The organism is Pseudomonas sp. Pseusp15 (assembly GCF_059492165.1).
Genome location: NZ_CP168523.1, coordinates 2,574,600 through 2,601,338 on the forward strand (window position 1 = coordinate 2,574,600; position 26,739 = coordinate 2,601,338).

16 protein-coding genes are annotated in these 26,739 nt (G+C 59.1%); 15 read left to right on the forward strand and 1 reads right to left on the reverse strand.

The features are described from left to right. Nucleotide 1 precedes the first annotated feature (1 nt). From ACEN8R_RS11465 to ACEN8R_RS11485, 5 genes are all read left to right on the forward strand, one after another. The gene (locus ACEN8R_RS11465; RefSeq protein WP_018927947.1) at nucleotides 2–1,765 is read left to right on the forward strand and encodes an FAD-dependent monooxygenase; all 1,764 of its coding nucleotides are present in this window, start codon (nucleotides 2–4) and stop codon (nucleotides 1,763–1,765) included. 118 nt (nucleotides 1,766–1,883) lie between these two features. After that, nucleotides 1,884–2,969, forward strand: a complete 1,086-nt coding sequence (locus tag ACEN8R_RS11470; protein ID WP_018927946.1) for an acyl carrier protein — start codon at nucleotides 1,884–1,886, stop codon at nucleotides 2,967–2,969. Nucleotides 2,970–3,052: 83 nt separating this feature from the next. Continuing rightward, nucleotides 3,053–6,463 carry a polyketide synthase family protein gene (locus tag ACEN8R_RS11475; protein ID WP_026286564.1) on the forward strand — a complete coding sequence of 1,137 codons (3,411 nt, stop codon included), beginning with the start codon at nucleotides 3,053–3,055 and terminating at the stop codon, nucleotides 6,461–6,463. Between the two features lie 59 nt (nucleotides 6,464–6,522). After that, nucleotides 6,523–6,999, forward strand: a complete 477-nt coding sequence (locus ACEN8R_RS11480) for an SRPBCC family protein (RefSeq protein ID WP_019020906.1) — start codon at nucleotides 6,523–6,525, stop codon at nucleotides 6,997–6,999. Between the two features lie 80 nt (nucleotides 7,000–7,079). Further along, nucleotides 7,080–7,778, forward strand: coding sequence for an outer membrane protein (locus ACEN8R_RS11485; RefSeq protein ID WP_018927943.1), 699 nt, complete (start codon nucleotides 7,080–7,082; stop codon nucleotides 7,776–7,778). Between the two features lie 197 nt (nucleotides 7,779–7,975). On the opposite strand, the gene ACEN8R_RS11490 is transcribed toward ACEN8R_RS11485, so the two are convergent. Beyond that, on the reverse strand, nucleotides 7,976–8,752 hold the full coding sequence (locus ACEN8R_RS11490) for an alpha/beta fold hydrolase (RefSeq protein ID WP_018927942.1): 777 nt from the start codon (nucleotides 8,750–8,752) through the stop codon (nucleotides 7,976–7,978). 614 nt (nucleotides 8,753–9,366) lie between these two features. On the opposite strand from ACEN8R_RS11490, the gene bcsQ reads away from it, so the two are divergent. The 10 genes from bcsQ (at nucleotide 9,367) to ACEN8R_RS11540 (ending at nucleotide 26,672) form a co-directional block, all read left to right on the forward strand. Continuing rightward, nucleotides 9,367–10,452, forward strand: coding sequence for a cellulose biosynthesis protein BcsQ (gene bcsQ, locus ACEN8R_RS11495; protein ID WP_026286563.1), 1,086 nt, complete (start codon nucleotides 9,367–9,369; stop codon nucleotides 10,450–10,452). Next, complete coding sequence (gene bcsA / locus ACEN8R_RS11500; protein WP_018927940.1) at nucleotides 10,449–12,680, forward strand: UDP-forming cellulose synthase catalytic subunit; 2,232 nt, start codon at nucleotides 10,449–10,451, stop codon at nucleotides 12,678–12,680. Before bcsQ ends, bcsA begins: the two co-directional genes overlap by 4 nt. Further along, nucleotides 12,677–14,980, forward strand: coding sequence for a cellulose biosynthesis cyclic di-GMP-binding regulatory protein BcsB (bcsB, locus tag ACEN8R_RS11505; RefSeq protein ID WP_280630367.1), 2,304 nt, complete (start codon nucleotides 12,677–12,679; stop codon nucleotides 14,978–14,980). The genes bcsA and bcsB overlap by 4 nt, the downstream gene beginning before the upstream one ends. Nucleotides 14,981–14,987: 7 nt before the next feature. Then, on the forward strand, nucleotides 14,988–16,229 hold the full coding sequence (bcsZ, locus tag ACEN8R_RS11510) for a cellulose synthase complex periplasmic endoglucanase BcsZ (RefSeq protein ID WP_018927938.1): 1,242 nt from the start codon (nucleotides 14,988–14,990) through the stop codon (nucleotides 16,227–16,229). Further along, entirely contained in the window at nucleotides 16,205–20,065 is a 3,861-nt protein-coding gene (locus ACEN8R_RS11515; protein WP_495624895.1) for a cellulose biosynthesis protein BcsC, read from the forward strand. The genes bcsZ and ACEN8R_RS11515 overlap by 25 nt, the downstream gene beginning before the upstream one ends. A 17-nt stretch (nucleotides 20,066–20,082) precedes the next feature. After that, entirely contained in the window at nucleotides 20,083–20,751 is a 669-nt protein-coding gene (locus ACEN8R_RS11520) for an SGNH/GDSL hydrolase family protein (RefSeq protein WP_026286561.1), read from the forward strand. Then, nucleotides 20,748–21,422: an alginate O-acetyltransferase AlgF gene (locus tag ACEN8R_RS11525; protein ID WP_495624896.1), complete on the forward strand. Its 675-nt coding sequence runs from the start codon at nucleotides 20,748–20,750 to the stop codon at nucleotides 21,420–21,422. Before ACEN8R_RS11520 ends, ACEN8R_RS11525 begins: the two co-directional genes overlap by 4 nt. Nucleotides 21,423–21,440: 18 nt before the next feature. Next, the gene (locus ACEN8R_RS11530; protein ID WP_018927934.1) at nucleotides 21,441–22,850 is read left to right on the forward strand and encodes an MBOAT family O-acyltransferase; all 1,410 of its coding nucleotides are present in this window, start codon (nucleotides 21,441–21,443) and stop codon (nucleotides 22,848–22,850) included. Beyond that, the gene (locus ACEN8R_RS11535; RefSeq protein WP_495624897.1) at nucleotides 22,850–24,004 is read left to right on the forward strand and encodes an alginate O-acetyltransferase AlgX-related protein; all 1,155 of its coding nucleotides are present in this window, start codon (nucleotides 22,850–22,852) and stop codon (nucleotides 24,002–24,004) included. Before ACEN8R_RS11530 ends, ACEN8R_RS11535 begins: the two co-directional genes overlap by 1 nt. A 244-nt stretch (nucleotides 24,005–24,248) precedes the next feature. Next, entirely contained in the window at nucleotides 24,249–26,672 is a 2,424-nt protein-coding gene (locus ACEN8R_RS11540; protein ID WP_018927932.1) for a glucose/quinate/shikimate family membrane-bound PQQ-dependent dehydrogenase, read from the forward strand. Nucleotides 26,673–26,739: the final 67 nt, after the last annotated feature.

Here is a 26,739-nt window from a genome sequence, read left to right on the forward strand (position 1 = left end):
GATGAACACTCTGAGCACTTTGGCCCCCAAGCACTTCAGCCAACCCGGTAATACCCCGACAGTCATGATCGTAGGCGCCGGCCCGATTGGCCTGTCCCTGGCAATCATGCTGAAGAAGTGGGGCGTCTCTTTTCGCATCATTGAAAAGAATGCCGGTCCCTCGACCGCTACCAAAGCGATGGCCATCCATTCCAGAACCCTGGAAATTTTCCGAGATCTGGGAGTTGCCGATCAGGCCATCAGCGACGGATTCACTATCAACCAGTTTTCGGTGCAATCGAACGCCAAACGGGTGCTGAACTACAACTTCTCCTACCTGGACGCCACCTACCCCCTGCTCCTCAGCCTGCCACAACCGCAGACAGAGAAGATTCTGCTTGAGCGACTGAACAAGTTGGGAGCAGATGTTGAATGGAACACCGAGCTGGTCGACATAGAAAACCAGCCGGGCTCAGTGCAGATGACGCTTCAGCATGCGGACGGCAGCGCCGAGTCCTTTTCCAGCCGCTGGGTGGTCGCGTGCGACGGTGCTCGCAGCAACATCAGAAAACGTCTTGATATGACCTTCGAAGGATCGTCCTACGACCGCTTCTTCATGCTCGCCGATGCCGATATCGAGTGGTCTGGAAGCAAGGACGAAGGCGCTTTCTTCCTGGGTGCACAGGACGGTTATGTCGCGGTCGCGCCGATCAGCGCTCAATCCCGTTATCGACTTTTCATCGAGATGCCCTACAACCTGCCACCAGAAGGTGAGCGCCCTTCCTTGAGCCTGGAGAACTTTCAGCGGTTGTGCGAAGGACGCGGGCAAAAGATGACGTTGTCCAATATTTCATCGACCACCATCGCCTCTTTCCAACATCGCCGCGTGCAGTCGTTGCAGCAAGGCTCTGTGTTTCTGGTGGGCGACTCGGCTCATATCGGCAGCCCGATCGGTGGCCAATGGATGAACCTGGGGGTTTCCGAGGCCTATAACCTGGCGTGGAAAATGGCCTATGTCGATCAGGGCCTGGCTGATCCATCGTTGCTGGAAAGCTACAACGAAGAGCGCTACCCGGTGGCCCTGGAAGTCGAGAACACGGCACATCGACTGACCGGACTGATTACCGTCAAGCATCGCGCCCTCGTTTGGCTGCGCGACAATGTTCTGCCACTGATAAGCAACAGGCGCAAGGTTCAGCGCAAACTGCCGTCGATGATTTCCGGTCATCAGTACCACTACGGCAAGAGTGATTACATCCAGGAATCGCTGACGAAAAAGCAGCGCATGAATTGGGATAAAAAAGGCAAGAAACCCGAATTCCAGACGTCGGTGCCTCGCGCCGGGCAACTGGCACCCGATGTCGAGTTGTGGCAACTGCAAGGTATGCCGCCAAAGCGCTTGATCGACTTGTTCCACGGAACGTTCACGCTGTTGATTTTCAGCGCAGCCGATCAGTTTTCCCCGTTGTTGCCGGGCTATTACTCGCTGGCCGAGTCGGTGGAGAAGGACTACCCGGGCATCAAGGCTTATTGCGTTATTGATGCCCTGAGCAGCGCCGAACTGCCTTCCTGGCACTCGACGTTGCTGGACCCCGATTGGCGGCTGCACAAGCGTTACCATGCCAAAGCGGGCACGTTGATGTTGATTCGTCCTGACGGCTACATCGCTTTCCAGGGAGCCGATGCAATAACGCTCTTCACTTATCTGAACGTAAGATCCGGGCTGCTCAAAGGAGCCAGAAAAACAACATCTTCCGAGATCGACGCAGTGGAACTCCAACTTTAAGTCGCTATATGGCTACTGCCAACCTGGTTCATTGATTCACACAAGGCCCAACCCTGGGCCAAGACTTGTTATTTCTTGTTTGTAGAAAACATATACCGACTTTGGTTAGGAGAACCTCATGCGCTTCCAACTCAACGATGTTGTGCAGGAATTCATCGTGTCCAATGGAAAAATAGCCAACAGCTATTTTTCTCTTTCAGAAAAAATCATTGATTCACTGTGCGAGTCCAATATCGCAAAAGAATCAATATTGATGCGTTTGCTGGAGCAGGCCGAATCCGTCACTGCGCACTACTTCAATGCTCACCAACAAGTCCTCGAGGGCGTTTATGCCAATGGGATTGAAGCCCCCGTCAATAAAAACCTTGCGGTGCTGGAGCCCGTACACTCGAACCCGGTAATACTGGAATCGACACCTGTTGCGGAACAAACACCCGCACTCAACTACGGGCAATGGCTGCGCGCCGAAATAAGTACGGTCACAGGATTCAAAAAAGAACAAATCGACTTCGATCAAAGTTTCGAAAGCCTGGGTATCGACTCTCTCGGCATGGTCGATATTTTCGAATCCCTGGCCCAGCACTTCCCGGAAAAGAAAGAGCTCACTTCGCAGCTCTTTGATGCCCCCACTCCTACCGCCTTGCTGGCGCGGCTTGAAGCCGATCCGCAGGCACCTGCCGTGGATGTCGAAGCATGGGTACTGGAACAACTGGCGAATATCACCGGTTTTACGGTTGACCAGATCGACCAAAAACAAAGCTATGAAAGCCTGGGCCTGGATTCCCTCGTGCAGCTGGACTTCCTGGAGTCGGTCGTCGCATTGTGGCCGCAACTCAAGGCCAACAGCACTGAGCTGGCCAACGCCAAGTATCCGCAGGCAACAATCGCCCTGATTAAAGCCGCCCTGGCCGCCCCCGAGTCGACATCAACACCCGCTACCGAAGTGCAAGCACCTGCCACAACGGACGACCAAGGGCAGGCAAGCAACCTGCTTTTCAACTCCCTGTCACCCCTGATCCCGGACGCGCCACAGTCGATCGACATTGAGACGCCCTTTGCACAGTTAGGGCTCAACGGTTTTGCCCGAGAAGCACTCTGCCAATCAATGGCGCAACAGTGCTCTGCCAGCGAGTTTGCCGGTGAAGCACTGATGTCGCGTCGTACGCCGCAGGACGCCTTGTCGCTTCTGGCACGACTGAGCTGAAGCACTGAGCCGCTGTAAAAAATGGCATGGAATCCGGGTGATCGGACAGATCACCCAGCATTTTGGCAATCAGGAGACAGGGTATGAATGGCGCGGTAACAACAGAGGGCGACTTTTGCTTCAGCGCAATGGCCGGCGAGTTTCCCGGGGCACCGTCAACGGATGCGCTTTGGCATTTGCTGACGCAAGGACAGATAGCACCTATCAATTCGATGCTGACACGCTGGGAACTGGATAAGGCGTCAATCTATTCAGCAAAGGCAGGTGAAAAGGATCGCGTTTACCTGGACAGCGCTTTTTGCCTGACCGATGACGCATCAACCCCTTCACGGCATGAAGGACGGCAGGTCGCCATCGGTAAGAAAGTACTGCAGACACTCCTCGCCCAGCTTGCCGGACAAGGCTCGACTCTGATCAAAGAACGCACCGCATTGGTGGTCGCAACATCCTGGAGTGACGAGAGTTATTTCGTCACCGGCATGTCCGGAAAAACCGAAGCACCACAGGGCTACACGCCGGGTGAACAAGTGGCTGAACTGGCGGCGGCTTTTGCCTTCGGTGGCCCGGCGTTATCGGTCGACACCGCCTGTAGTTCGTTCCCCTATGCAATCGACATGGCTCAGGCCCTGGTCAATAGCGGACAGGCGGATAACGCGATTGTCATGGCACTGAACACCGTGCTGCCACCGGCGCTGTTTCTGGGCTTCTCGCAGTTGACCGCCTTTTCCGCCCGGGCCCAAATGCAGGCGTTCGGCCAGGACGCTGACGGCATTGTGCCGGGCGAATGTGCAGTCGCCTTTTTGGTCGAGCCTGTATCGCAGGCCCTGATTGCGCAGCGCCGTCCCCTGGGTGTTTTACGGGCATTGGGAATGTCCGCCGATGGCGCCGAAGGTTCAGTGTTTGCACCTGGCAAACAGGCCCAGTACACGGCTTACCAGCGTGCCTATATCGGTCTTGATCCCAATGACGTGGACTACATCGAAACCCATGGCACCGGTACTCCGCTGGGTGATGCGACAGAGCTGGACTCGCTGAACAGCTTCTTCGCCCCCCACTGCACAGACGGCAAAAAAATCACCATCGGTTCGATCAAGTCCGTCATTGGCCACCCACTGGCCGCTGCTGGAGGCGCTTCGCTCGCCAAGGCGCTGATGATCTTGCGTCACAAAGGGATTCCACCTCAGCCCGACTACCGTACCAGCGCAAAAGTCGACGAGACCAGCCTGCGACTGGCCACAAGGCAGATACAGCCCCTCGCGGACCGGCAGTCGGCGATCCGTATAGGCATCTCGAGCTTTGGCTTTGGCGGCGCCAATGCGCATCTGGTAGTGGATGAATATATTCCCGACAACCGCCCTGTCGCCCCTCAAGCCAACCCCGGCGTGTTAATACTGGACCTTGCGATTGTCGAGGCTGAAGCAGCGATCGGCAGTCACGGCTCGTTGCAGTCATTCAAACAACAGCTCGATCGGCCGGCAGCGCCATCAGTCAGTTTCCCTTATGGGCGTTTCGTTGATTACACCCCTGCCCCAGGTCAGCCGTTACTGGGCCAATTCCTGGCGCAGGATCGCGTCATTGATATCGACGGTTTCGGCATGGGCCCCAAACCTCTGGCCCATGTCGATCCGTTCAAGTTGTTGATCACCGATCGCGTCAATCATTTGCTGCGACGCCTGCCGGGTGTGGCCGGCTCACCCGGCACGGCGATGGTCATGTGCTGCAACATGGGCGGGGAACGCTTCAGCAATGCGTACAGCAGCGCTCACAGCTTCTACTCCCAGGCTCAAGGCACGCCACCGGGCGTGGAGGTAGCGGACGTGGCAACCATGTTGCCGAACATGTTGTCCGGCTACCCGACGCAGATTTTTGACTTCAAGGGTTTCCATCAAACACTGGTCGGCACCCCGGGTCTGTTCTGGCAAACCTTGCTGGCATCGCAGCAATGGTTCAAGAACGGCATAACCACGCTGTTGCTCGGTGCAGGACGCTTTATCAGCGGTGAAATCGAGATCGAGCGCGCCCGACATTCAGCGACGGTGCAAGGTGAAGGACTGGGGCTGATTGCGCTGCGTCCCTATCAACCAGACGCCAGCGACAAACCTTTACTGGTGATCCGCGCGGCGGTTCTCGCCCATGCCGCGAACTCGCTGGAAGAGGCTTGCCAACTGCTGGGCAAAGAGCGGAGTCAATACCAGAACATTGAAGTCTGCGAGCTGCAACCTGACGCGACTCATGCCAGTGGATCTCTGCAAGAGATTACCGGTTTCCTGGCTGAAGCCAGTGGCATCGAAACCCTGCTGGCGGTGATGTTGAGTGCATCGGCTCACACGGTGATCGAGGTTCGCGAAGCCGGCAAGGCAGTGATGTGGTTGTTTACTGAAAAGCTTCGGGAATGGAGCACGGTGGCCGAACCCGCTCCTGCCATCAAGCATCCCTTTACCCTGCGTTTTGCTCACTCGGCCCACCATGAACTGCAACCGGTGATCCCGCCTGCCCGTCCTGTCAGCCTTGTCCGCGAACCACAAAACGACGGCGTCGACGTGCTGCAACTCAGCGACATGCTGACCAACACTCTGCTCTCAGGGCTGCGTGTCCGGGTTCGCGCCATGGAGAGTCTTTTCGCCCTGCACCGTGGCACTGAAGTCCAGCGCCCGGCGCACTGGCAACGTTCCCCGGAAAACATCGTGATCGCCAACGTCCAGCGCGGCGCTCAGTCACTGCACGCCCGGCTCGTGGTGAATGAAGCGCACCCTTATTTCTTCGATCACCCTCTTGATCACATCCCCGGCATTCTATTGCTTGAGGGCGTGTTGCAACTGATTGAACTCGCCATGCCGCCACTGAGTGGGCGAGTCGCGTATGTCAAAACCCTGAATATCAAGTTCCAGCAATACGTACAAAAGGAGGGTGTGATTGATCTGCATCTGGAACAGGAAAAAGACTCCCAGGTGTTCAATGCCAAGGTCATGCAAGCCGGAAAGCTGATGTGCACCTGCGTCCTTGGGATGGCCTACAGCTCGGCGTTCGAGAAATCGCCCGCCGGCGAGTTCACGGCCACTCGCTGCCGTGACAAGGCCTTGCTGCACAAGGCCAGGGAAGAAAACGTCATCGTCAGTGACATGAGCGGCATCGCTCAGGGCTTGAGCGTGGACACGCTCAAACTGCCGGATGAGCACTTCTTCCAGGAGGGCGACCCCGAGCACCATTCGATGGTGTATTTCCTCGAAGTTGCCCGCCAGTGCTACATGCAGATTGCCCACAGCCATCTGCGGATTCCACTCAACACCCCGATGAACCTGCTGGCCTTGAGTTTCACCCTGGATCGGCCAATCCCCAGGAACAGTCCGCTGTCATTGGCACCGCAAGCGGGTTTTGACGCACAACAGCCGTTCAAAACCAACCGCATCTATATCGACCTGTTCAACCGGGGCGAAAAAATCGGTCAAGCCAGCATTACAGCTCAGGTGCTGAGTCAATCCGCACCCGCGGCCTGAGGCACTCAATTGATCCCACTCTCCCGCATGACCGTGCCCCCAACAATCAAGGTGTCGCCGTGAACGATGTCAAAGTGCAAGTCATAGTCAAATCGCCGCGTGCTGAAATCTGGAATATCTGGAGCAATTTTTCAGAAGCGCCGCTATGGGATACCGACGTTCGCCAGTGCGAACTCAATGGCCCGTTTCAACCTGGAACGCGAGGCAAATGCGTCCTCAAAAATGGCCTGAACATGCCGCTGAAACTGGAAGCAGTGAAGCTGCATGAAAGCTATCGGAACACGGCAAGACTGCTTTGGATCGACCTTGAGTTCGATCACCAGATGCGCAGGCTTTCCCCGAATGAAACCCAAGTCATCCATAGCGCAAAGATCTCTGGCCCCTTGAGTTTTTTATACCGCGGGCTGCTACGCAAAATGCTGACCGCGGCAATGACTACGGCACTGCGCAACCTGTGCACGCTGGCTGAACAACGAGCGAATGCCATCAGTACCCCAGGGCTCGAAAAACCTGGAACGCATTTGCACCGTGTATGAAATATCCCGGGAGGGAGCGTGTTGCACGCTCGCTGCCGCCCCCCGCTTACTTATCGATAACGGCACACTTTGGACCGAGCATGAACCTATTTAAAAAACCTCTGTATCTCATGATGGGCGTCATTGGCATGGGCGTTATTGCCCCTGAGTCCAGTTCCGCCGACACGCTCGGCCCTTACGTCAGCGTCATGGGTGGTCTGAACTGGGTGGCTCCGCAGGACCTTAACCAAAACAACCTCGACTTTGTCGAGATGGAATTCAACCAACCGTTACACTCCGGCTACGCCACCGGACTCGCACTGGGCTGGCGATTCCCCATCGGGCTCAGACCCGAAGTGGAACTCAGCTACCGCAAAAACACCCTGACCCAGTTCAATAACCGGGTCTACGAAGGCGGCGGGAGCATCGACGGGAAAGGCGAAGAGGAAGCCACCAGCGTCATGGCCAACCTCTGGTATGACGTCTTGAACCTGCCAGCCCCCTTCAATCGGTTCACCCCTTACATCGGCGGCGGCCTGGGTTACACCAAGCTGTCGGTCAGTGGCCTGGAAGCCGGCGGCGTCCAGTTCGGCAACACTCATCGCGACACTGTATCGGCCTATCAACTCGGCGCCGGGGTAGGTTACGAACTCACCGAGCAATGGTCCATGTCCCTGGATTATCGATACCTCAAGACTCGCGATGCGCACTTCGGTGACATTCAGGGCCTGCCCCAAGGCGATGTGCGTACTGACTACAGCGCCCAGTCATTAATGCTCGGCCTGCATTATTGGTTCTAAGGGGTTAAACAGATCGGTGCCTTGCGAGGCGTCGCTACGGCAAGCCGGTGAAATGCTTCGGCGCAGAGGCTCACCGGCTGATCAACTTACTGACGACCACCCGTTCAAAAATCGATCAAGGCACAAATGAGTTCCTCACTTGATGCCTTGATTCGATACTTGACCCTCTGCCTACCTACACTTCACAAGCGCAGGAATCACATCGCCGCAGCCGCTTTTTCAATCAGCCGGGCTACCGGCTCCGGGTTTGAAACCATCACGACATGGGAAGCCCCTTTAACGACTTTCACCACCTTGGCCTCGGCTCGCTTGGCCATGAATTCCATGGCCTGCGGTGGAATGTTCTTGTCCTTGTCGCCATAGATGTACCAGGACGGAATGTGCTTCCAGGCGGGCGTACCTGACTGTTCGTTCAGCGCCGCTTCGGTGACCGGGCGCTGAGTCGCCGCCATCAATGCCGCCTGCGCGGTGGGGACGTCAGCGGCGAACTGATCGTGAAACTTGTCCTGCTGGATGTACAAATCCTTGCCGCCATCAGCCAGTGCGACAGGCGCTGCGAGGGTTGGGCCGAGGGTACTCCCCGGGAATTTTCCGGCTAGCCCGGCGACCGTTTCGCCCGCCTCGGGCGCGAAGGCGGCGACGTAAACAAGTGCCTTTACATTGGCATGGTCGTTGGCCGCTTCGCTGATGACGTTGCCACCGTAGGAGTGGCCGACCAGCACAACAGGCGACTTGATGCCATCGAGCAACGCAGAAACAGCAGCGCCATCGCTCTTCACACTGCGCAATGGATTGGCGGCGGCCACAACAGGGTATCCATCTTTTTCGAGGATCTTCACCACGCCATTCCAACTCGAAGCATCGGCAAAGGCGCCGTGCACCAGAACAACAGTAGGCTTTTCAGTTTGCGCCGACGCGTTGGCGCCGATGATCAGGCTAACGGTGCAGGCCAGAGCGGCCATTACTTTTTTCATTGGAAACTCCTTGGGTGGTTGAACTATTGAACGATGTCTCGATGGAGTTCATTTGACGCCGAACGGGTATCCCGGATGTGTCACCAACCGCCCATAAAAGAAACAGTCTGTATCGGCATGCGGCCTGGATACACAGAGATACATTTGCGTCAGAAGTGGTGGAACTTGGTAACCATAAAAAGAGACCGAAGTTTCTTTTTTTCAATCTTCACGAACTTCAACGAAAGCCAATAGAACAATAACTTTAGCGGAAACGAGACTCACACTACTCCACCCCCATTGAAACCGAAGAGATTTCTTTTATTCCTGAAGCAGAAATACTCTGAAATTATTTCTCCCGATAAATGCACTTATTATCTGCTACCGCACCACACCTCATTGGACAGTTATTATTTTAGCGCACTTTAACATTCACACTTTCTACAAATATCACAACACACAAATAATACTTGGACAAACACCAACATGACTCGCTGACTTTTTATAACAATTATTGACACACCTACATGGAAACCCTAAATTAATGGCACTCTGCCAACGCCTAGACGACGCATCAACTTTGTTAAGTTAATGGAATGCTGAGTTTCTAAGTTATTTCATTCCTGGTACAACGCATGAAATATGTAGACGACATTACGAAACTCTTTACACGTTTTGGCGCAAACGCAGAGACTTACCAGGAAATACAACCAAACTATAAAGATTTCAAAGACGACCCGGTCATACCTGCGGTGGCTGAGCCAGAACCGCCGGTCGAACCGGTGAAAAATATTCCCCCCTCGCCACCATCGCCCAAGCCCCCTCCCCTGACCGAACCACTTGCGAGTTCTGCTACGGGTGACCGTCAGCGATTGAGCGACCTGTTGCGTGAACTCAACCAGGTTCGTCGGGACGGTCTGCCAGAAACGATTCGCAAGCGGACCAAGGCGAAGGTCATTGCCATCGTTTCAGCGAATGGCGGGGTGGGTAAAAGCACCATCGCCGCTGGCCTCGCGAAAACACTTCGGCACCCTGGCGGGCGAGTCATCGCGATTGATCTGGACCCTCAGAACGCGCTGTCCAGCCACTTGGGTATCACCAGGCCGGCTCCCGGGCTGATCCAGCTCAAAGAGCAGGACGCCGACTGGGGCGTTCATCGCCTGCCGGGCTTTAGTGACAGTGAGTGCCTGCCCTTCGGCACTGGCGAGCTGAACGAACGCCGATTGCTCAGGCAGATGCTGCTTGAAGATGCTGACTGGTTGAATCAGCACCTGGCGTCAATGAACCTCAGCGAAAACGATATCGTGATCCTGGATACGCCTTCGGGCGCGACCGTCTATTCGCAACAGGCACTCGACGCCGCCGATCTGGTGCTGGTGATGACGGTGGCCGACGCGGCCTCCTACCTGGCACTGGACACCATGACCCAGTGGCTGGAAACCAGCCCGCGACGCGCACAGCGGCAGCGGTATGTGCTCAACCAACGGGATGACTCTCGTGCGTTCAGCAGGGACATGGGCGTGCTGTTTCAGCGACGGCTCGGCGCTAACCTGATCGGGACGATTCGCCTCGATCACCAGTTCAACGAGTCGCTGGCCTATGGTCGGGACCTGTTGCAGTACGCACCTGAGAGCATTGGCTGTCAGGACATTCTGTCGCTATCAGGCGCGGTCCATGCCCTGCTTTTCACGGATGCTTCCAGCCAGCAGGGCACGCTATGACCGTCCAGCTGAATCAGCTACCTGCAAAGACCTGGTGGTTGCAGAAGCTGCTGGATAGCTTCCAGGATCGCTTTAGCCAATGGCCCCTGCGTTGGCGCCTGGGCCTGAAAATTTCAGGCGGGCTGATTGCAGCATTGTTGGTGCTGGGTATCCTCACTGCACCGCAGAATCTGTATTCCCAAGCCGTGTTTGCCTCCGTCTGTTTTGCCGCCAGCCTGATCATCCGCAAGCAAACCGGGCGTCTGGCGATCCTGACCCTGATTACCCTCTCGCTGATCGCTTCGTTGCGTTACATGTACTGGCGCCTGTCCGACACCCTGGACTTCGACAACTGGCAGGATGCCGTATTTGGCTACGGGCTGGTGCTGGCAGAACTGTATGCCTTGCTCGTCCTGGTCTTCGGCTATATACAGACCGCCTGGCCGTTGCAACGTAAACCGCAGTTTCTGCAACAGCCACCCGCTGAATGGCCGACGGTGGATGTGTTCATTCCCACCTATAACGAAGCACTGGGTATCGTCAAACTGGTGGTGCTCGCGGCTCAGGCCATTGACTGGCCCGAGGGCAAACTGCGGGTGCACGTGCTCGATGACGGACGCCGGGAGGAATTCAAGGCTTTCTGTCAGCAGATTGGTGTCAACTACATCACCCGCGACAACAATCAACATGCCAAGGCCGGCAACCTCAACGAGGCACTCAAAGTCACCGATGGCGAGTTCATTGCCATATTCGACGCCGACCACGTGCCCACCCGCTCCTTCCTGCAAATCACCATGGGCTGGTTTTTAAAGGACCCGAACCTGGCGTTGCTGCAAACGCCGCATTTTTTCTACTCACCCGATCCGTTCGAAAAAAACCTCGATACCTTTCGCTCGGTACCCAATGAAGGTGAGCTGTTCTACGGCCTGGTGCAGGACGGCAACGACTTGTGGAACGCGGCATTCTTCTGTGGCTCCTGCGCGGTCATCCGGCGGACTCACTTGCTGGAAGTCGGCGGCATCGCCACCGAGACCGTGACCGAAGATGCGCACACGGCACTCAAGCTCAATCGCCGTGGTTTCAACACCGCTTACCTCGCCATTCCACAAGCGGCGGGACTGGCCACCGAAAGCCTTTCCCGACACATCAGCCAGCGCATACGCTGGGCACGGGGCATGGTGCAGATTTTTCGGACCGACAATCCCTTGTTTGGCAAAGGGCTGAACCTGGGGCAGCGCATCTGCTACCTCAATGCCATGATGCACTTTTTCTACAGTCTGCCCCGCCTGGTGTTCTTGACCGCACCATTGGCCTACCTGTTTTTCGACGCGCAGATTTTCCATGCCTCGGCGTTGATGGTCACGGTCTATGTACTGCCGCATATTTTCCATTCCAGCCTGACCAACTCCAGCATCCAGGGGCGCTTCCGCCATTCCTTCTGGAACGAAGTGTATGAGTCGGTGTTGGCCTGGCACATCATGCGACCGGTCCTGCTGGCTCTAATCAGCCCTTCGCTGGGCAAATTCAACGTAACCGACAAGGGCGGCACCGTCGAAAAGGACTATTTCAACTGGAAGCTCGCGCGGCCTTACATCGTCCTGTTGACCTTGAACATGATCGGTCTGGCGATCGGCGTGGTGAAACTGGTCGGGAGTGATTCGGCCGAGGTCACGACCCTGCTGATCAACCTGATCTGGACCGTGTACAACATCATCATCGTCAGCACCGCCGTGGCGGTGGCCACTGAGTCCTCTCAGGTGCGCAACGAGCCCAGGGTGCCCGCGGATCTGCCCGTGCGCGTCTATCGCGAAGACGGCACATCGTTCGATTGCATAACCCGGGACTTCTCACAAAACGGCGTGGGTCTGGCACTGCCACCGCAAGTTCAGCTCAGCGCCAAAGAGAAGCTGCGGCTGTGCATTCTGCGCACACCTCCCTCAAGCCTCTTTCCCGCAACAACGATCTTCAGCAACGACAACGTGGCAGGCGTGAAATTCGAGGGTTTGACCCTGCGCCAGCAAAGTGAGCTGGTGCGACTGACCTTTTCACGGGCCGACACCTGGGCCAACACGTGGGGCAACGGCCGCCTCGACGCGCCAATGTCAGCGTTGCGCGAGGTCAGCAGCATTGGCTTGCGCGCCATCCTGCGCTTGTTCGTTGCCACCCTAAAGGACAGCCAGGCGCTGCTGCGCAAACGCCCGGCCACTCCATCACCCATCGACCCCACCGCGGACACGCAACGATCTTGAAGCCTTCCACTCGCCGGACCTTTCCTCCTCGTCGCTCACTCATGCTGCTCGCCTGCTCACTAGTGGGCTGGAGCGACTGGGCGTTGAGTGCTACCACCCCAATCAACGCCACAGAGCCGGCGGTGATGCCGGTCGCATCGTTGCCCGGGACCGATGCCCCGAGCAACAGCTATACCCGCACCCTCAAGGAGCTCGGCAAAAGCTATTCGATGAACCTTAAAGGCGTGGAGGCTACCGACAGTGTGAACTTCAATGTGCGCGCCGATGAAGTCGTCACGGCTGCGCAGGTCACGCTGCAGTACAGCTATTCACCGGCGCTGCTGGCCGACCTTTCGCAAATCAACGTGCTGATCAACGATCAAGTGGCCGCCAGCCTGCCCCTCCCGAAGGAAGAGGCCGGTAAATTGCAGACCCGGACCGTGCAGATTCCGCCGCAAACCATCACCGAATTCAACCGGCTCAGCCTGCAGTTCATCGGTCACTACACGATGCAATGTGAAGACCCTCTGCACTCCAGCCTGTGGGCCAAGATCGGCAACGATAGCCAGCTGAGCCTCCAGGTGTCCTCGATTAAACAGCCCAACGACCTGTCCGCTCTGCCTCTGCCCTTGTTCGATCGTCGAGACGCTTCGCCCCTGAAGCTGCCCTTCGTGTTCACTGCGCGCCCGGGCGGCCCTGAGCTTGAGGCCGCCGGTATCCTGTCGTCCTGGTTTGGCGCCCTGGCCAGCTACCGCGGCGCAACCTTCCCCGCCAGCCTCACCAGCCTGCCGGCCAAAGGCAACGCCGTGGTGTTTGTCAGCAGCGGCGAATCGACGGCCTTGAGTGGCTTGCCGATCAAAGCGGCCACGGGGCCGACATTGACACTCGTGAGCAACCCGAATGATGCTCAGGGCAAACTGTTGATCGTCTCCGGGCGCGATGGCGCCGATCTCAAAGTCGCCGCGACCGCGCTGGCCCTCGGTGGCTCGGCTTTTTCCGGGCAGAGCGTGGTGATCGACCGGATCGACTCGCTCAAGCCACGCCGACCGTACGACGCGCCTAACTGGCTGCCCTCCGACCGCCCGGTTCGCCTGGGTGAACTGGCCAAGCCCGCAGAACTCAATGTGTCGGGTTACAACCCAGGACAAATGACGGTTGCGCTGCGCTTGCCACCCGACCTGTTTAACTGGCGTGAGCCCGGCGCACAACTTGACCTGAAATACCGCTATACGCCGCAGCCGGTCTCCACCAATTCCTCGTTGCTGGTCAATTTCAACGATACCTTCATCAAGTCGATCGATCTGCCTTCGATCGAGAAACTCGGCAACAGCGACAGCCTGCTGGCGATGCTCAAAACCGACGACAGCCTGGCCCGCACGTCGCGCATGCTGTTGCCGCTCAATTCCGTAGCGCTGCAATCACGCCTGCAATTTCGCTTTATGTATGACTACATCAAACAGGGCGACTGCCGCGACATCATCATCGACAACATGCGCGGTGTGATTGACCCGGACTCGACCCTGGACCTCAGCCAATACGAACACTTCATGGCCATGCCCAACCTCGGGGTGTTCAAGGACAGCGGCTTCCCGTTCACCCGTATGGCCGACCTTTCTGAAACATCGGTGATCCTGCCCAACGAGCCAGGCCCGGCCGATCTGAGCGCCTATCTGACCGTGCTGGGCCGCTTCGGCGACTCCACCGGTTATCCGGCCACCGGCGTCAAGGTGGTCCACGCCGACCAGGTGGCCGAGCAACGCGACCGGGATCTGCTGGTGCTCGCCTCGGGCAACAATCAGCCGCTGCTGGAGCAATGGCAAAGCCTGCTGCCGGCCAAGGACGAAGCTGCTGCGCAGTACTTTGAATTGTCTGACCTGCCCTTGCGTCTGCGCAACTGGATCAGCCCGGATACGAAAACCAATCTGCGTGAAGCGCGCAGCAGCTTCAGGTTCAGCGCTGACGACGGCAGTGCTTATCTGACTGGATTCGAATCGCCGCTCAAGAGTGGGCGCAGTGTGGTGTTTATCGCCAGCGCAAGGCCCAACGGCTTGGCCGACGTGACCAACGCCCTGCTCAGCAGCGAAGAAAACGCCCACGAGTTGCAAGGCAGTCTGGTGGTGGTCAAGGGCAAGCATGTCAAATCGCTGGTCGCCGAACAGGACTACTACGTCGGGAGCCTGGGGCCATTGCGCTATCTGCAGTGGTACCTCTCGCAAAACATAATGGCGCTCATGCTGTTCACGCTCCTCGGGGTCCTGCTGCTTGCTTCGATGACTTACCTGGCCCTGCGCTTACGGGCCAAACGTCGTCTTGGCCAATGAGCTGCGCATGCCTGTGTCGTCCATGAGCAGCCGGGCGGTTTCACTTCGCCAGTGCCTGCGCGGTAACGCGCGCAGGTTGAGCGTTGTGCTTGCGCTCGCCCTGCCGGTGCCTGCGATAGCCGCCACAACTCCCTGTGAGTTGCCGGCCTGGCCACTGTGGCAAACCTATGCAACGCGCTTCGTCCAGGCCGACGGCCGGGTTCTGGAATCGAGCCTGGAGAACAATCACAGCACTTCTGAAGGGCAATCCTACGGCATGCTCTTCGCACTGATCGGCAACGATCAGGCACGCTTTGACAAACTCTGGCGCTGGACATCAGCCAACCTCGCAGGCTCCGCCACAGCCACTCGCCTGCCAGGCTGGTTATGGGGGCAAGGCACGGACGGTCAGTGGCGTCTGCAAGACGCCAATTCGGCTGCCGACGCCGACCTGTGGATCGCCTACGCCCTGCTCGAAGCCGCAAGACTGTGGCATCGGCCGGACTATCGCCAGGATGCCCTGCACCTGATGGCGACGATTGAAGCGCAATTGGTCGTCTCGCTGCCCGGGCTGGGGCCGATGGTATTGCCTGGACCACAGGGCTTCGTCCTGCCGGATGCTCTCTGGCGCCTGAACCCCAGCTACCTGCCACTGCCACTGTTACGGCGGCTGGCCAAGGAAGCTCCCAACGGGCCCTGGCAAGCGATTGCCAACAACACCGCGACGATGATTGCCCAATCAAGCCACCACGGTTTTGTCGCTGACTGGGTCGGTTATCAAGGCACTTCAGCGCAATCGGGTGTCTTCGTCAGCGACCCGATCAACGGCGACACGGGTAGCTACGATGCCATTCGCGCGTACCTCTGGCTGGGCATGAGCGACGCCTCCGAACCGCTGGCAGCGCTCCTGCTCAAACGGCTGGACGGCATGGCTCGCAGCACTGTCGCGACGGGTTCCCCCCCGGAAACAGTCCGGATTCTCCACGGCAGTGTCCAGGGTCAGAGCCCGTTTGGATTCTGGGCTGCACTGATTCCCTACCTTGAGGCCAAGGGGCATCCCCGGTTGGCCGATCAACAACGCCAGCGCGTGGAGCTCGCCTTGCAAGAGGCGCTGGCCAGGCCTGATGCCGACGCCAGTCCGCCGCGTTACTACAACTTCATGCTTAGCCTGTTCGCGCTCGGCTGGGCAGATAAACATTACCGATTCCGGGAAGACGGAACGCTGAAACTCTCCTGGGAGACCGCATGCACGCGCACCACCGCACGCTAGCCATCGCCGTCATGAGCGCATGGACGGCTGCTGCACACGCTCAAAGTCCGACGCCACAGACGTTACTCGTCGAGCAAGGGCATTACTGGCAGTCGCACAACAACCCTCAACGCGCTACGGAAGTCTGGCAGAAAGTCCTGCTGCTGGACCCGGTCCAGGTTGACGCACTCTATGGCCTGGGCTTGATCGGCGTGCAACAGGGCAAGCCACAACAGGCGCAGCAATACCTCGCCCGCTTGCAGGCCATCCAGCCAACGCCTCGGCAGGCTCTGCAATTGGCGCAGGACATCGGCGTGGCCCAACCGCAGAACCAGCAGCGCCTGGAGGAGGCTCGGCGCCTCGTCGATGCCGGTGAGCGTGACAAGGCGACCGCCGTGTTTCGCTCGCTGTTCGATGGCCGCCCACCTCAAGGTACGATCGGCCGCGAGTATTACAACAACCTTGCCTTCAATCAGGCTGACTGGGCTGAAGCACGCAGCGGATTCCAGCGCCTGCAACGTGAGATGCCCAACGACTCGATCGTCGCGCTGTTTTACGCCAAGCATCTGGTCCGTCGTGAAGACAGCCGTGCCGAGGGCATTCGTGCACTGGCCGCGCTGACCCAGCGTACCGACATTGCCGGTGATGCCGACGAAAGCTGGCGCCTGGCACTGACCTGGATCGGTCCGCCCAATCCGGCACAAGTACCGTTGTTCGAGGCGTACCTCAAGACGCATCCGGATGACGTGGAAATCCGCGCACAGATGAACAAGGGCAAGCAACAGCCGGCAACGACGGCCAGCAAGGAATGGCAACCGCCCGCCGAAGTCGCGCGCGGCCTGAAGGCGCTCAAAGCAGGCGATCAGGCCACCGCCGAACAGGCGTTTCAAGCACGCTTGAAAACCCAGCCCGATGACGCTGACGCGCTGGGCGGCCTTGGAGTTATTCGCCAGCAGCAACAGCGACTGGCCGAAGCGGAAAAGCTCCTGGGGCAGGCCACGCGACAACACAACGGCAGCCGCTGGCAAGTGGCGCTGAACGAAGTGCGCTACTGGTCTGCGTTGCAGCAGGCCCGCGATGCCCAGGCCAAAGGCCAGACAGCCCAGGCACAGGCCTTGGTGAACCAGGCGCTGCGGCAGAATCCAAACGGGGCGGATGCTCTCCTCGCCCTGGCGGATATTCAGGCCAGCGCGGGCCAGTTCGATGAGGCTCAGCGCAACTATCGGCAAATTTTGAATCTGCGCCGCGACGACCCTCGAGCACAGGAAGGGTTGGTCAATGTGCTGCTCAAGAGCGGCAAGAACGATGAAGCCCTGCAACTGATCAACAGCCTGCCAGCCACCGGACAGGCAAAGACCGGCCAGTCCGCACGCCTGCAAGCCTTGCGCGCGACACAACTGGCCGCCCTCGCCGAACAACGCAACGACCTGCCCGCTGCGCGCAACGCCTTGCAAGACGCGCTGCGCGTTGAGCCGGACAACATCTGGACACGTTTCGCCCTGGCCCGCCTGAACCTGGCGATGGGCGAACCGCAAAAGGCTCGGGACCTGATCAACACCATGCTCCAGGCCCACCCCGACAATGCCGATGCGCTTTACGTCAGCGCCTTGCTGTCGGTCCAGATGGGTGAGTGGAAAGCCGCCCAGGCAACCTTGGGACGCTTGCGCCCCGACCAGCGCACCCCGGACATGGAAGCACTGGCCGCTGATGTCAGCCTCAACCTGCAACTCAGCCAGGCGATCGGGTTGGGCAAGCGCGGACAGCGCCAGGAAGCCCTGACCTTGCTCGATCGTACTCAGCCGATGGCCAACAACAGTCCAGATCGCACGGCGAGCCTGGCCTCGGCCTATGTCGAGATCGGCGAGCCGACCCGAGCGCTGGCCCTCATGCGCGGCCAGTTGCAACACACCGCTGCGCCCTCGGCGGACTTCATCCTGCAATACGCCTCGGTCCTGCTTGAGTCCGGGGAAGACGCCCAGGTCAACGAGATTCTGCGCGACCTTCAGAACAAGCCCTTGAACGCACCGACTCGCAAGCGTTTCGACGACCTGCTCCATCTCTATCGCATCCGCCAGGCTGACCATCTACGCGAACAAGGCAATCTGGCCAGCGCGTATGACACGCTGGCGCCCGCGCTGGCGCAACGTCCCGGTGACAGCGCCGCCGTCGCGGCGCTGGCGCGAATGTATTCGGCCAACGGCGACACGGCAAAAGCCCTCGAACTCTACAAGCCGCTGTTACAACGTCAGCCAAACGACCCACAACTGCTGTTGGGTGCCGCCGACGCGGCGGTGTTGGCACATGACACAGGCTTTGCCGAACAGGCACTGCAACAGCTGCTCAAGACCGAATCCGGCAACCCTCAAACGCTGACCGAGGCCGCCCGCCTCTACCAGAACATGGGCAAGACCGGCACGGCGACCGATCTGCTGCGCAAGGCAGTGGCCATCGAACAGAGCGAGAAACGCAGAAGCCAGAGCGGCCAACTGGCCGGTTCGACGGTGGCACCCAACCCTTTTGCGGGGGTGTCGGGGCCACGCAGCGAGGTCAGTCGCGACACCTTGCTGGCAGCGATCCCGCCACCGGCTCAGGAAATACCGGGCAGCGTGAGGTCTAACACCCCTTTTGGCATCGACGCCCTGCCAAGGCCCCAGCAGGCGAGCAATCCATTCGAGTCGCAGCTACCGCGCGCTGCACTGGTGAGTGAAGACATCAGCCCCGCACAACTGGCGCTGAATAAAATCCTTCAGGAGCGCAGTGCCTACGTCACCCAGGGCGTGAGCATTCGCAGCAACAACAGTGAGTCGGGGTTGAGCAAACTGACCGATATTGAAACGCCGCTGGAAATCAATATCCCGCTGGATGAAAGCCGCGTCGCCCTGCGCGTGACACCGGTCTCACTGAACGCCGGCAGTGCCAGCGGCGAAGCACTGCAGCGCTTCGGTAGCGGTGCGCAGAGCGAAGGCGCCGGCTCGCAAAAAACCGAGGGTGTCGGTCTTTCCGTCGCTATTCAACGGCCCGCGGATGGGCTCAAGGCCGATCTCGGCACCACCCCGCTCGGCTTCAAATACTCCACCGCCACGGGCGGCATCAGCGTTGATCGCCCCATAAGCGACTCCTCTAATGTCCGCTACGGGGTGAGCGTTTCCCGGCGTCCGGTGACTGACAGCGTCACCTCGTTTGCCGGCACCACGGACAAACGCAGCGGGCAGTCCTGGGGCGGTGTGACCGCCAACGGCGGGCGCGGCCAGTTGAGCTATGACGACAGTGAAGTCGGCGCCTATGGCTACGCCTCCTGGCACCAGCTATTGGGCAACCATGTCGAATCCAACAGCCGCAGTGAACTGGGCAGCGGCATCTACTGGTACCTGCAAAATGCAACGGACAGCAAGCTGACCGTCGGCCTGAGCATGACCGGCATCAGCTACGCGAACAATCAGGACTATTTCACCTATGGCCACGGCGGCTATTTCAGTCCGCAGACGTTCTTCGCCCTGGGCGTACCGGTGACCTGGGCACAACGCACCGGGCGCTTGACGTATCAAGTCAAGGGCTCGGTCGGCGTGCAGCATTTCGAGCAAGACAGTGTCGACTATTTCCCGACCGACAAAGCCCTGCAGGCGGCCTCGGGCCTGCGTTACGCCGGGCAAAACAAAACCGGGATCGGCTACAGCGTCGCCGCAGCGGCTGAATACAAGGTCGCTTCGAACTTCCTGCTGGGCGCCAATCTGGGCCTGGACAACGCCCACGACTACCAACAATTCAGCGGCGCCCTGTCTTTGCGTTACCTGTTCGAGGACATCAGCGGCCCCATGAGCTTGCCGGTCAGTCCGTACGCCTCACCTTATTCCAACTGATCATTCTGGAGTTTCCGATGCCCACTTCTGCCCTTGCCGGCCTGACGCTCCTTGTTCTTGGGGAGAGCCATATGAGCCTCGCGGACCATTTGCTGGAGCCGCTGCACGACAACCTGACTCGCCAAGGCGCCCTGGTTCACTCCATCGGTGCCTGTGGCGCCAGCGCTGGCGACTGGCTGATCAGTAAAAAGGTCGACTGCGGTGCCGAGCGCAAAGGCAACGACAAGATGGTGATCAAGGGTCGTGACGCCACCACCACACCGATCCAGGACCTGATCGCCGCCGACAAGCCCGACCTGGTGGTACTGGTCATCGGCGACACCATGGCGTCCTATGACAAGCCCGTGTTTCCGAAGGCCTGGGCATGGCAAAGCGTCACCGGCCTGGCCAAGGCCATCGCGGCCACCGGGACCCGTTGCGCCTGGGTGGGCCCGGCCTGGGGCAAAGCCGGTGGCATGTACCAGAAGAATGATGCCCGCACCCAGTTGATGTCGCAGTTTTTAGCCGCGAACGTGGCGCCTTGCACCTACATCGATTCGCTGACGTTCTCCAAACCCGGGCAGTGGATCACCACCGATGGGCAGCACTTTACCGTTGCCGGTTATCAAGCCTGGGGCACTGCGATTGGTGGTGCGTTGGCCAAGTTGCCCGCCGACACCGTCAGCAGCACAGGAGCCGGCAAATGACTCGATCCGCATGTGGCTGGGCGCTGTTCGCGCCCTTGATGCTGAGCCTGCACGCCCAGGCCGCCGACATTGCCCTGTACCCGACGGGCCCGGATCAGGACTCGGCCTTCTTGCGCTTTATCAACGCCGCCGACCGCCCCTTGCAGCTGCTGGCCGAAGGCTCGCGGGCCAGCCTCAGGCTCGAGGGTTCGAATGCCGTGTCCGACTACCTGCCCGTGCCCGCCAACCAGCCGATCAAGGGCACCCTGGAACGCGACGGCAAAAGCCAGCCGCTGGACATCCAGGTGGCAGCAGGCGAATTCACCAGTGTGATCGCTTTGCCAGACAGCGCTCAAGGTATCCGCCAGGTCGTCATCCGTGAGCAACCCGACGATTTCAATAGCCTGAGAGCCTCGCTGGCGTTTATCAGCGCCGATCCAGCGTGCACCCAGGCCGGTTTGCGTGCTGCGGGGAAAAACACCGACCTGTTCAAGGAGGTGGCCGACGGCAGCGTGCAACGCCGAGCGATCAACCCGGTCACCCTATCGGTTCAATTGGTCTGCGCCCAAACCAATGTCGGTGCGCCACTCGACCTCGGCCAGCTCAAGGCCGGCGAGCGCTACAGCGTTGTGCTGCTGCCTGGTGCAAATGGCCCGCACCTGTTGCTCGCGACTGACGTCCTGGCCCACTGATCGGATCGCGCCACCACCATGGTTTTTGCCTCTCTCGAGTTTCTGACGTTGTTCCTGCCGCTGTTCTTGTGCAGCTATGCAGTGTGCCCAGCCGCCTGGCGCAATGTCACGTTACTGATCGGCAGCTGGCTGTTCTATGGCTGGTTGAGCCCTCGGTTCCTCGCAGTGCATGTGGTGCTAACGATCACGGCGTGGGCCGGCGGCTTGCTGATTGACGCCTTGCGGGAAAAAGACAAGGGTCGCGTGCGGCTACTCGTGACACTGATCGTGCTCAACACAGCGGTGCTGTGCTGGTACAAGTACGCCAACATCGTCGCCGGTACGTTGATCGATGCCCTTGCCTGGTCTGGCGCCATGCCGCTGGACTGGCAGCGAGTCATCATGCCGGCCGGGCTATCGTTTATCGTCTTGCAGGCGATTTCCTATCTGGTGGATGTACACCGCCGCACCGTGCCGGCCGAACGCAGCTTCATTAATTACGCCACCTATATTTCGATGTTCGGCCATTCGGTCGCCGGTCCCATCATTCGCTATGACTGGGTTCGGCGTGAGCTGAATCAGCGTCACTTCAACTGGCAGAATTTCTCGCTGGGCGCACGCCGGTTCATGGTCGGGATGAGCATGAAGGTCCTGGTGGCCGACACCCTGTCGCCGGTGGTCGATGTGGCGTTCAATGTGCAGAACCCAAGTTTCTCTGACGCCTGGATCGGCTGCCTTGCCTACTCCTTGCAACTGTTCTTCGACTTCGCCGGCTACAGCGCCATGGCCATTGGTCTTGGATTGATGCTGGGCTTCCACTTTCCCGAGAACTTCAACCGTCCCTATCTGGCCAACAGCATCCAGGACTTCTGGCGCCGCTGGCATTTGTCGCTGTCCAGCTGGCTGCGTGACTATCTGTATATTTCGCTGGGTGGTAATCGCAACGGCACCTGGAAAACCTATCGCAACCTGTTCCTGATCATGGCCATCGCCGGCCTCTGGCACGGTGGCGATAGCTGGAATTATCTGCTGTGGGGCAGCGCCCATGGTATTGCGTTGTGTGTGAATCGTGTCTGGAACAGCTCTACCCTGCCCCCGTTACAGCCAGTGTTTTCCCATGGGCTGACCCTGCTGTTCGTCTGCCTGGCCTGGACACTGTTCCGCGCCCCCGACTTTCACAGCGCGCTGAGCCTGTATGCCGGACAGTTCGGCCTGCAAGGCATTGCCCTCGGTGACGAACTGTCCGCGACCCTACGCCCGGTACACGGCCTTGCGGGTTTGCTGGGGGTGTTCGGTGTCGTTGCACCGTTGTTGCACCCTTACTGTGAGAAACGAATGGGCGGCCTATTGCTCCGCACCACCGCCCTTTGGCCCATCACCGGTTTCATGCTGTCGTTCGCACTGATCGCCAGTCGCGAAACCGTACCCTTCCTGTACTTCCAATTCTGATGACAACCCTAAAGCCTCCCCCGCTCCCTACTCAGCCAGATGATTTGGCGATCCGCAGCAGTCGGTTGGCAGGCGTGGCGCTGCTGATATTCCTGTTCGTCGGACTGCTGTCCTCTGGCCGTCTGATCGTTTCAGGGCAGATCTCACTATTACCCGGTGAAGTGCAGACCTCGCAGATTCTTGACGGCGATATCACTCATCGACTCGCCAAGGAACTGTCGAACGCTCACCTCCCCACGACCTTCGCCGAACTGGAGCGCGGAGTCAGTTGGCTGCTCCTCAGTGACACCGGGCCGAGGGTTCGCTCAGGTTGTCCTGGCTGGTTGTTTTTGGCCGATGAGCTCAAGGTTAATCATCAAGCGCAGCGCAATGCCGATGCCAAAGCCCAGGCCGTGATTGATCTAAAGCAGCAGCTCTCCCAGCGTGCTATCAGCCTGCTGGTGGTCATCGTTCCAGACAAGAGCCGCATCGCTTCCGAGCAGCGTTGCACACTGCACCGCCCAGCCGCTCTCGAAGGACGAATCCAGGCCTGGACCTCAAAGCTGGATGCGGGCGGCGTGTCGAATCTGGACCTCACCGCGGCGCTGACGCCACTGGGGGCCAGTGCCTGGTTGCGCACCGATACGCACTGGAGCGAATCCGGCGCGAAAACGGCGGCCGATGCCATCACACAGCGCCTGAAGACCCTGGGCATCAGCGCCACGCCAAGCAGGTCGTTCAATGAACGTCATGCCCCGCTCGCGGTTCGACCTGGCGATCTGGTCCATCTGGCGGGCATCGACTGGCTGCCGCTCAAATGGCAACCCGCACCCGACATGGTCGCCCAAACCAGCACCCACGAACTTCCCGTTGCGTCAGCCGCCAACCCTGACACTGAGGCAGACCTTTTTGGCGATGCCGACCTCCCCAACACCGCGCTCATCGGCACTTCATTCTCACGCAACTCCAACTTCGCAGGGTTTCTGCAGCAGGCACTGGGCGCCCCCGTGGGTAACTTCGCCAAAGACGGTGGAGCGTTCTCTGGCGCTGCAAACAGCTACCTCAACAACCCGGCTTCCAAAGAAACGCCGCCAAAGCAAATCATCTGGGAAATCCCGGAGCGGGACCTGCAATCGGCGTACGTCGACCCCATTGCCTATCGCTCTTTGCGGTAGGCAATCACACCTGGCTGAAGGCAATCTTCGCCAGCTCGCCCCGTGTGTTCAGGGGCATTTCTCTCGATTGTTACCATCCTCGCAACAGTGTTTCTCCTTTCCGGCAAATGACAATTTGTCGCAGGGCTCGCTTTTTTTGATATCTTTGCGCAATTAACCAAATAGTTAACAACTATTTTCAGACTTGCCTTCACTGCTCTTAACCCTCCCCACAAACGTTCATGCGTCAGTAGGATCATGCAACATGACTAAGTCTCGACCTTCGGCATCCGTCAGCCGCTGGCCCATCTGGGTCGTCGCCTTCGGTGTGCTGGTATTTGGATTATTCTTCGCAGCAGGTGGTGGCTACCTCGCCACGCTGGGCGGCAGCTGGTACTTCCTGCTCGCCGGTTTCGGTTTGATCGTCTCTGCCGTACTGCTCTTCAAGCAGCGTCTGCAAGGTGCCTGGCTGTTCGCGGCGGTGATGGTGCTGACCGTGATTTGGGCGCTGGCCGATGTCGGACTGAATTTCTGGCCACTGATCTCTCGCTTGTTCGCCCTGGGCGTGCTGAGCCTGTTGGTGGCATTGGTCTACCCCCATCTGCGCAAGGCCAATAGCCTGGCCAGCGGTCGCAGTGGCTACGCTCTGAGCGGTGTGCTGGCAGTCGCCATCGTTGCAGGTGGTGCCGGTATGTTCGTACCCCATGCCCCTGTTTCGCCGACCGGTGACGGCCCTGGCCTGACCACGGTCGACCCTGCCAAGGCCCAGAAAAACTGGGAACACTACGGTAACGACGAAGGTGGCGGCCGCTTCGCTGCTCTGGACCAGATCAACCGTAGCAACGTCTCGAAGCTGGTGCCGGCATGGACCTACAATACCGGGGACATCGCGATCAGCGACGGCAATGGCGCCGAAGATCAGATGACACCGTTGCAGGTTGGCGACAAGGTGTTCATCTGCACCCCGCACAACAACCTCATCGCACTGGATGCCGATACCGGTAAACAGCTGTGGAAGAACGAGATCAACGCCAAGACCCGTGTTTGGCAACGTTGCCGCGGTATCGCCTACTTCGACGCTACCGCCGCGCTCGCCCAGCCTGCTGACGGCAGCACACCTGCCAAGCCCGTATCAGTACCGGCCGGCGCCAACTGCCAGCGCCGTCTGCTGACCAACACCATCGATGCGCGCCTGATTGCAGTGGACGCCGATACAGGGGAGTTCTGCCAGGGCTTCGGTAACAACGGCCAGGTTGATCTGAAAGCAGGTCTTGGCGACGTCCCTGATTCCTATTACCAGCTGTCATCGGCACCGCTGATGGCCGGGACCACCGTGGTTGTCGGCGGCCGTGTCGCCGACAACGTCCAGACCGACATGCCAGGTGGCGTGATCCGTGGTTTCGACGTCGTCACCGGCGAGATGCGCTGGGCATTCGACCCGGGCAACCCCGAAGACAAGCAGGCTCCGGCGGCCGGCAGCACCTACGTGCGCAGCACGCCCAACAGTTGGGCACCGATGTCCTACGACCCGGCGATGAACACCGTGTTCTTGCCGATGGGCAGTTCGTCCACCGATATCTACGGTGTGGAACGTACGGCACTGAACCACAAGTACGGCGCTTCCGTTCTTGCACTGAACGCAACAACCGGCGAAGAAAAGTGGGTCTACCAAACCGTCCACAACGACCTGTGGGACTTCGACCTGCCCATGCAGCCAAGCCTGATCGACTTCACCAAAGCCGACGGCAGCAAGGTGCCCGCCGTAGTGATCGGCACCAAAGCCGGCCAGATCTTCGTGCTTGACCGCGCCACCGGCAAACCGCTGACCAAGGTGGAAGAGGTTCCGGTCAAAACCTCGAACATCCCGAACGAACCTTACTCGCTGACTCAGCCGAAATCGGTGGGCATGCCAGCGATCGGCGCGCAAACGCTGACCGAGTCGGACATGTGGGGGGCAACGCCGTTCGATCAACTGCTCTGCCGTATCTCGTTCAAGAAAATGCGTTACGACGGGCTGTACACCGCACCAGGCACCGATATCTCGCTGAGCTTCCCGGGCTCGCTGGGAGGGATGAACTGGGGTGGTATCTCGACTGACCCGGTACACGGTTTTATCTTCGTCAACGACATGCGTCTGGGCCTGTGGATCCAGATGATTGCGGCGCAGAAAGATGCCAAGACCTCTTCCGGTGGTGAAGCACTGAACACCGGCATGGGCGCAGTACCGCTCAAAGGCACCCCGTATGCAGTGAACAAGAACCGCTTCCTGTCGGTTGCCGGCATCCCTTGCCAGGCACCGCCTTTTGGCACACTGACCGCGATCGACATGAAAACCCAGAAAGTCGCGTGGCAAGTGCCGGTCGGCACCGTCCAGGACACTGGCCCGTTGGGTATCAAGATGCATCTGCCGTTGCCGATCGGCATGCCGACGCTGGGTGGTACGCTCTCTACCCAGGGCGGCCTGGTGTTCATCGCCGGTACACAGGACTACTACCTGCGCGCCTTCAACTCCGCCAACGGACAAGAGGCCTGGAAAGCCCGGCTACCCGTGGGCAGCCAGGGTGGCCCGATGACGTATGTGTCGCCGAAAACAGGCAAGCAGTACATTGTCATCACCGCGGGTGGTGCGCGTCAGTCACCCGATCGCGGCGATTATGTGATCGCTTACGCGCTGCCTGATAGCAAGTAACCCGTAACAACAAAAAGCCGCTGCCGCCCTGTGAGGGTGGCAGCGGCTTTTTGTTGTCTGCACGCTT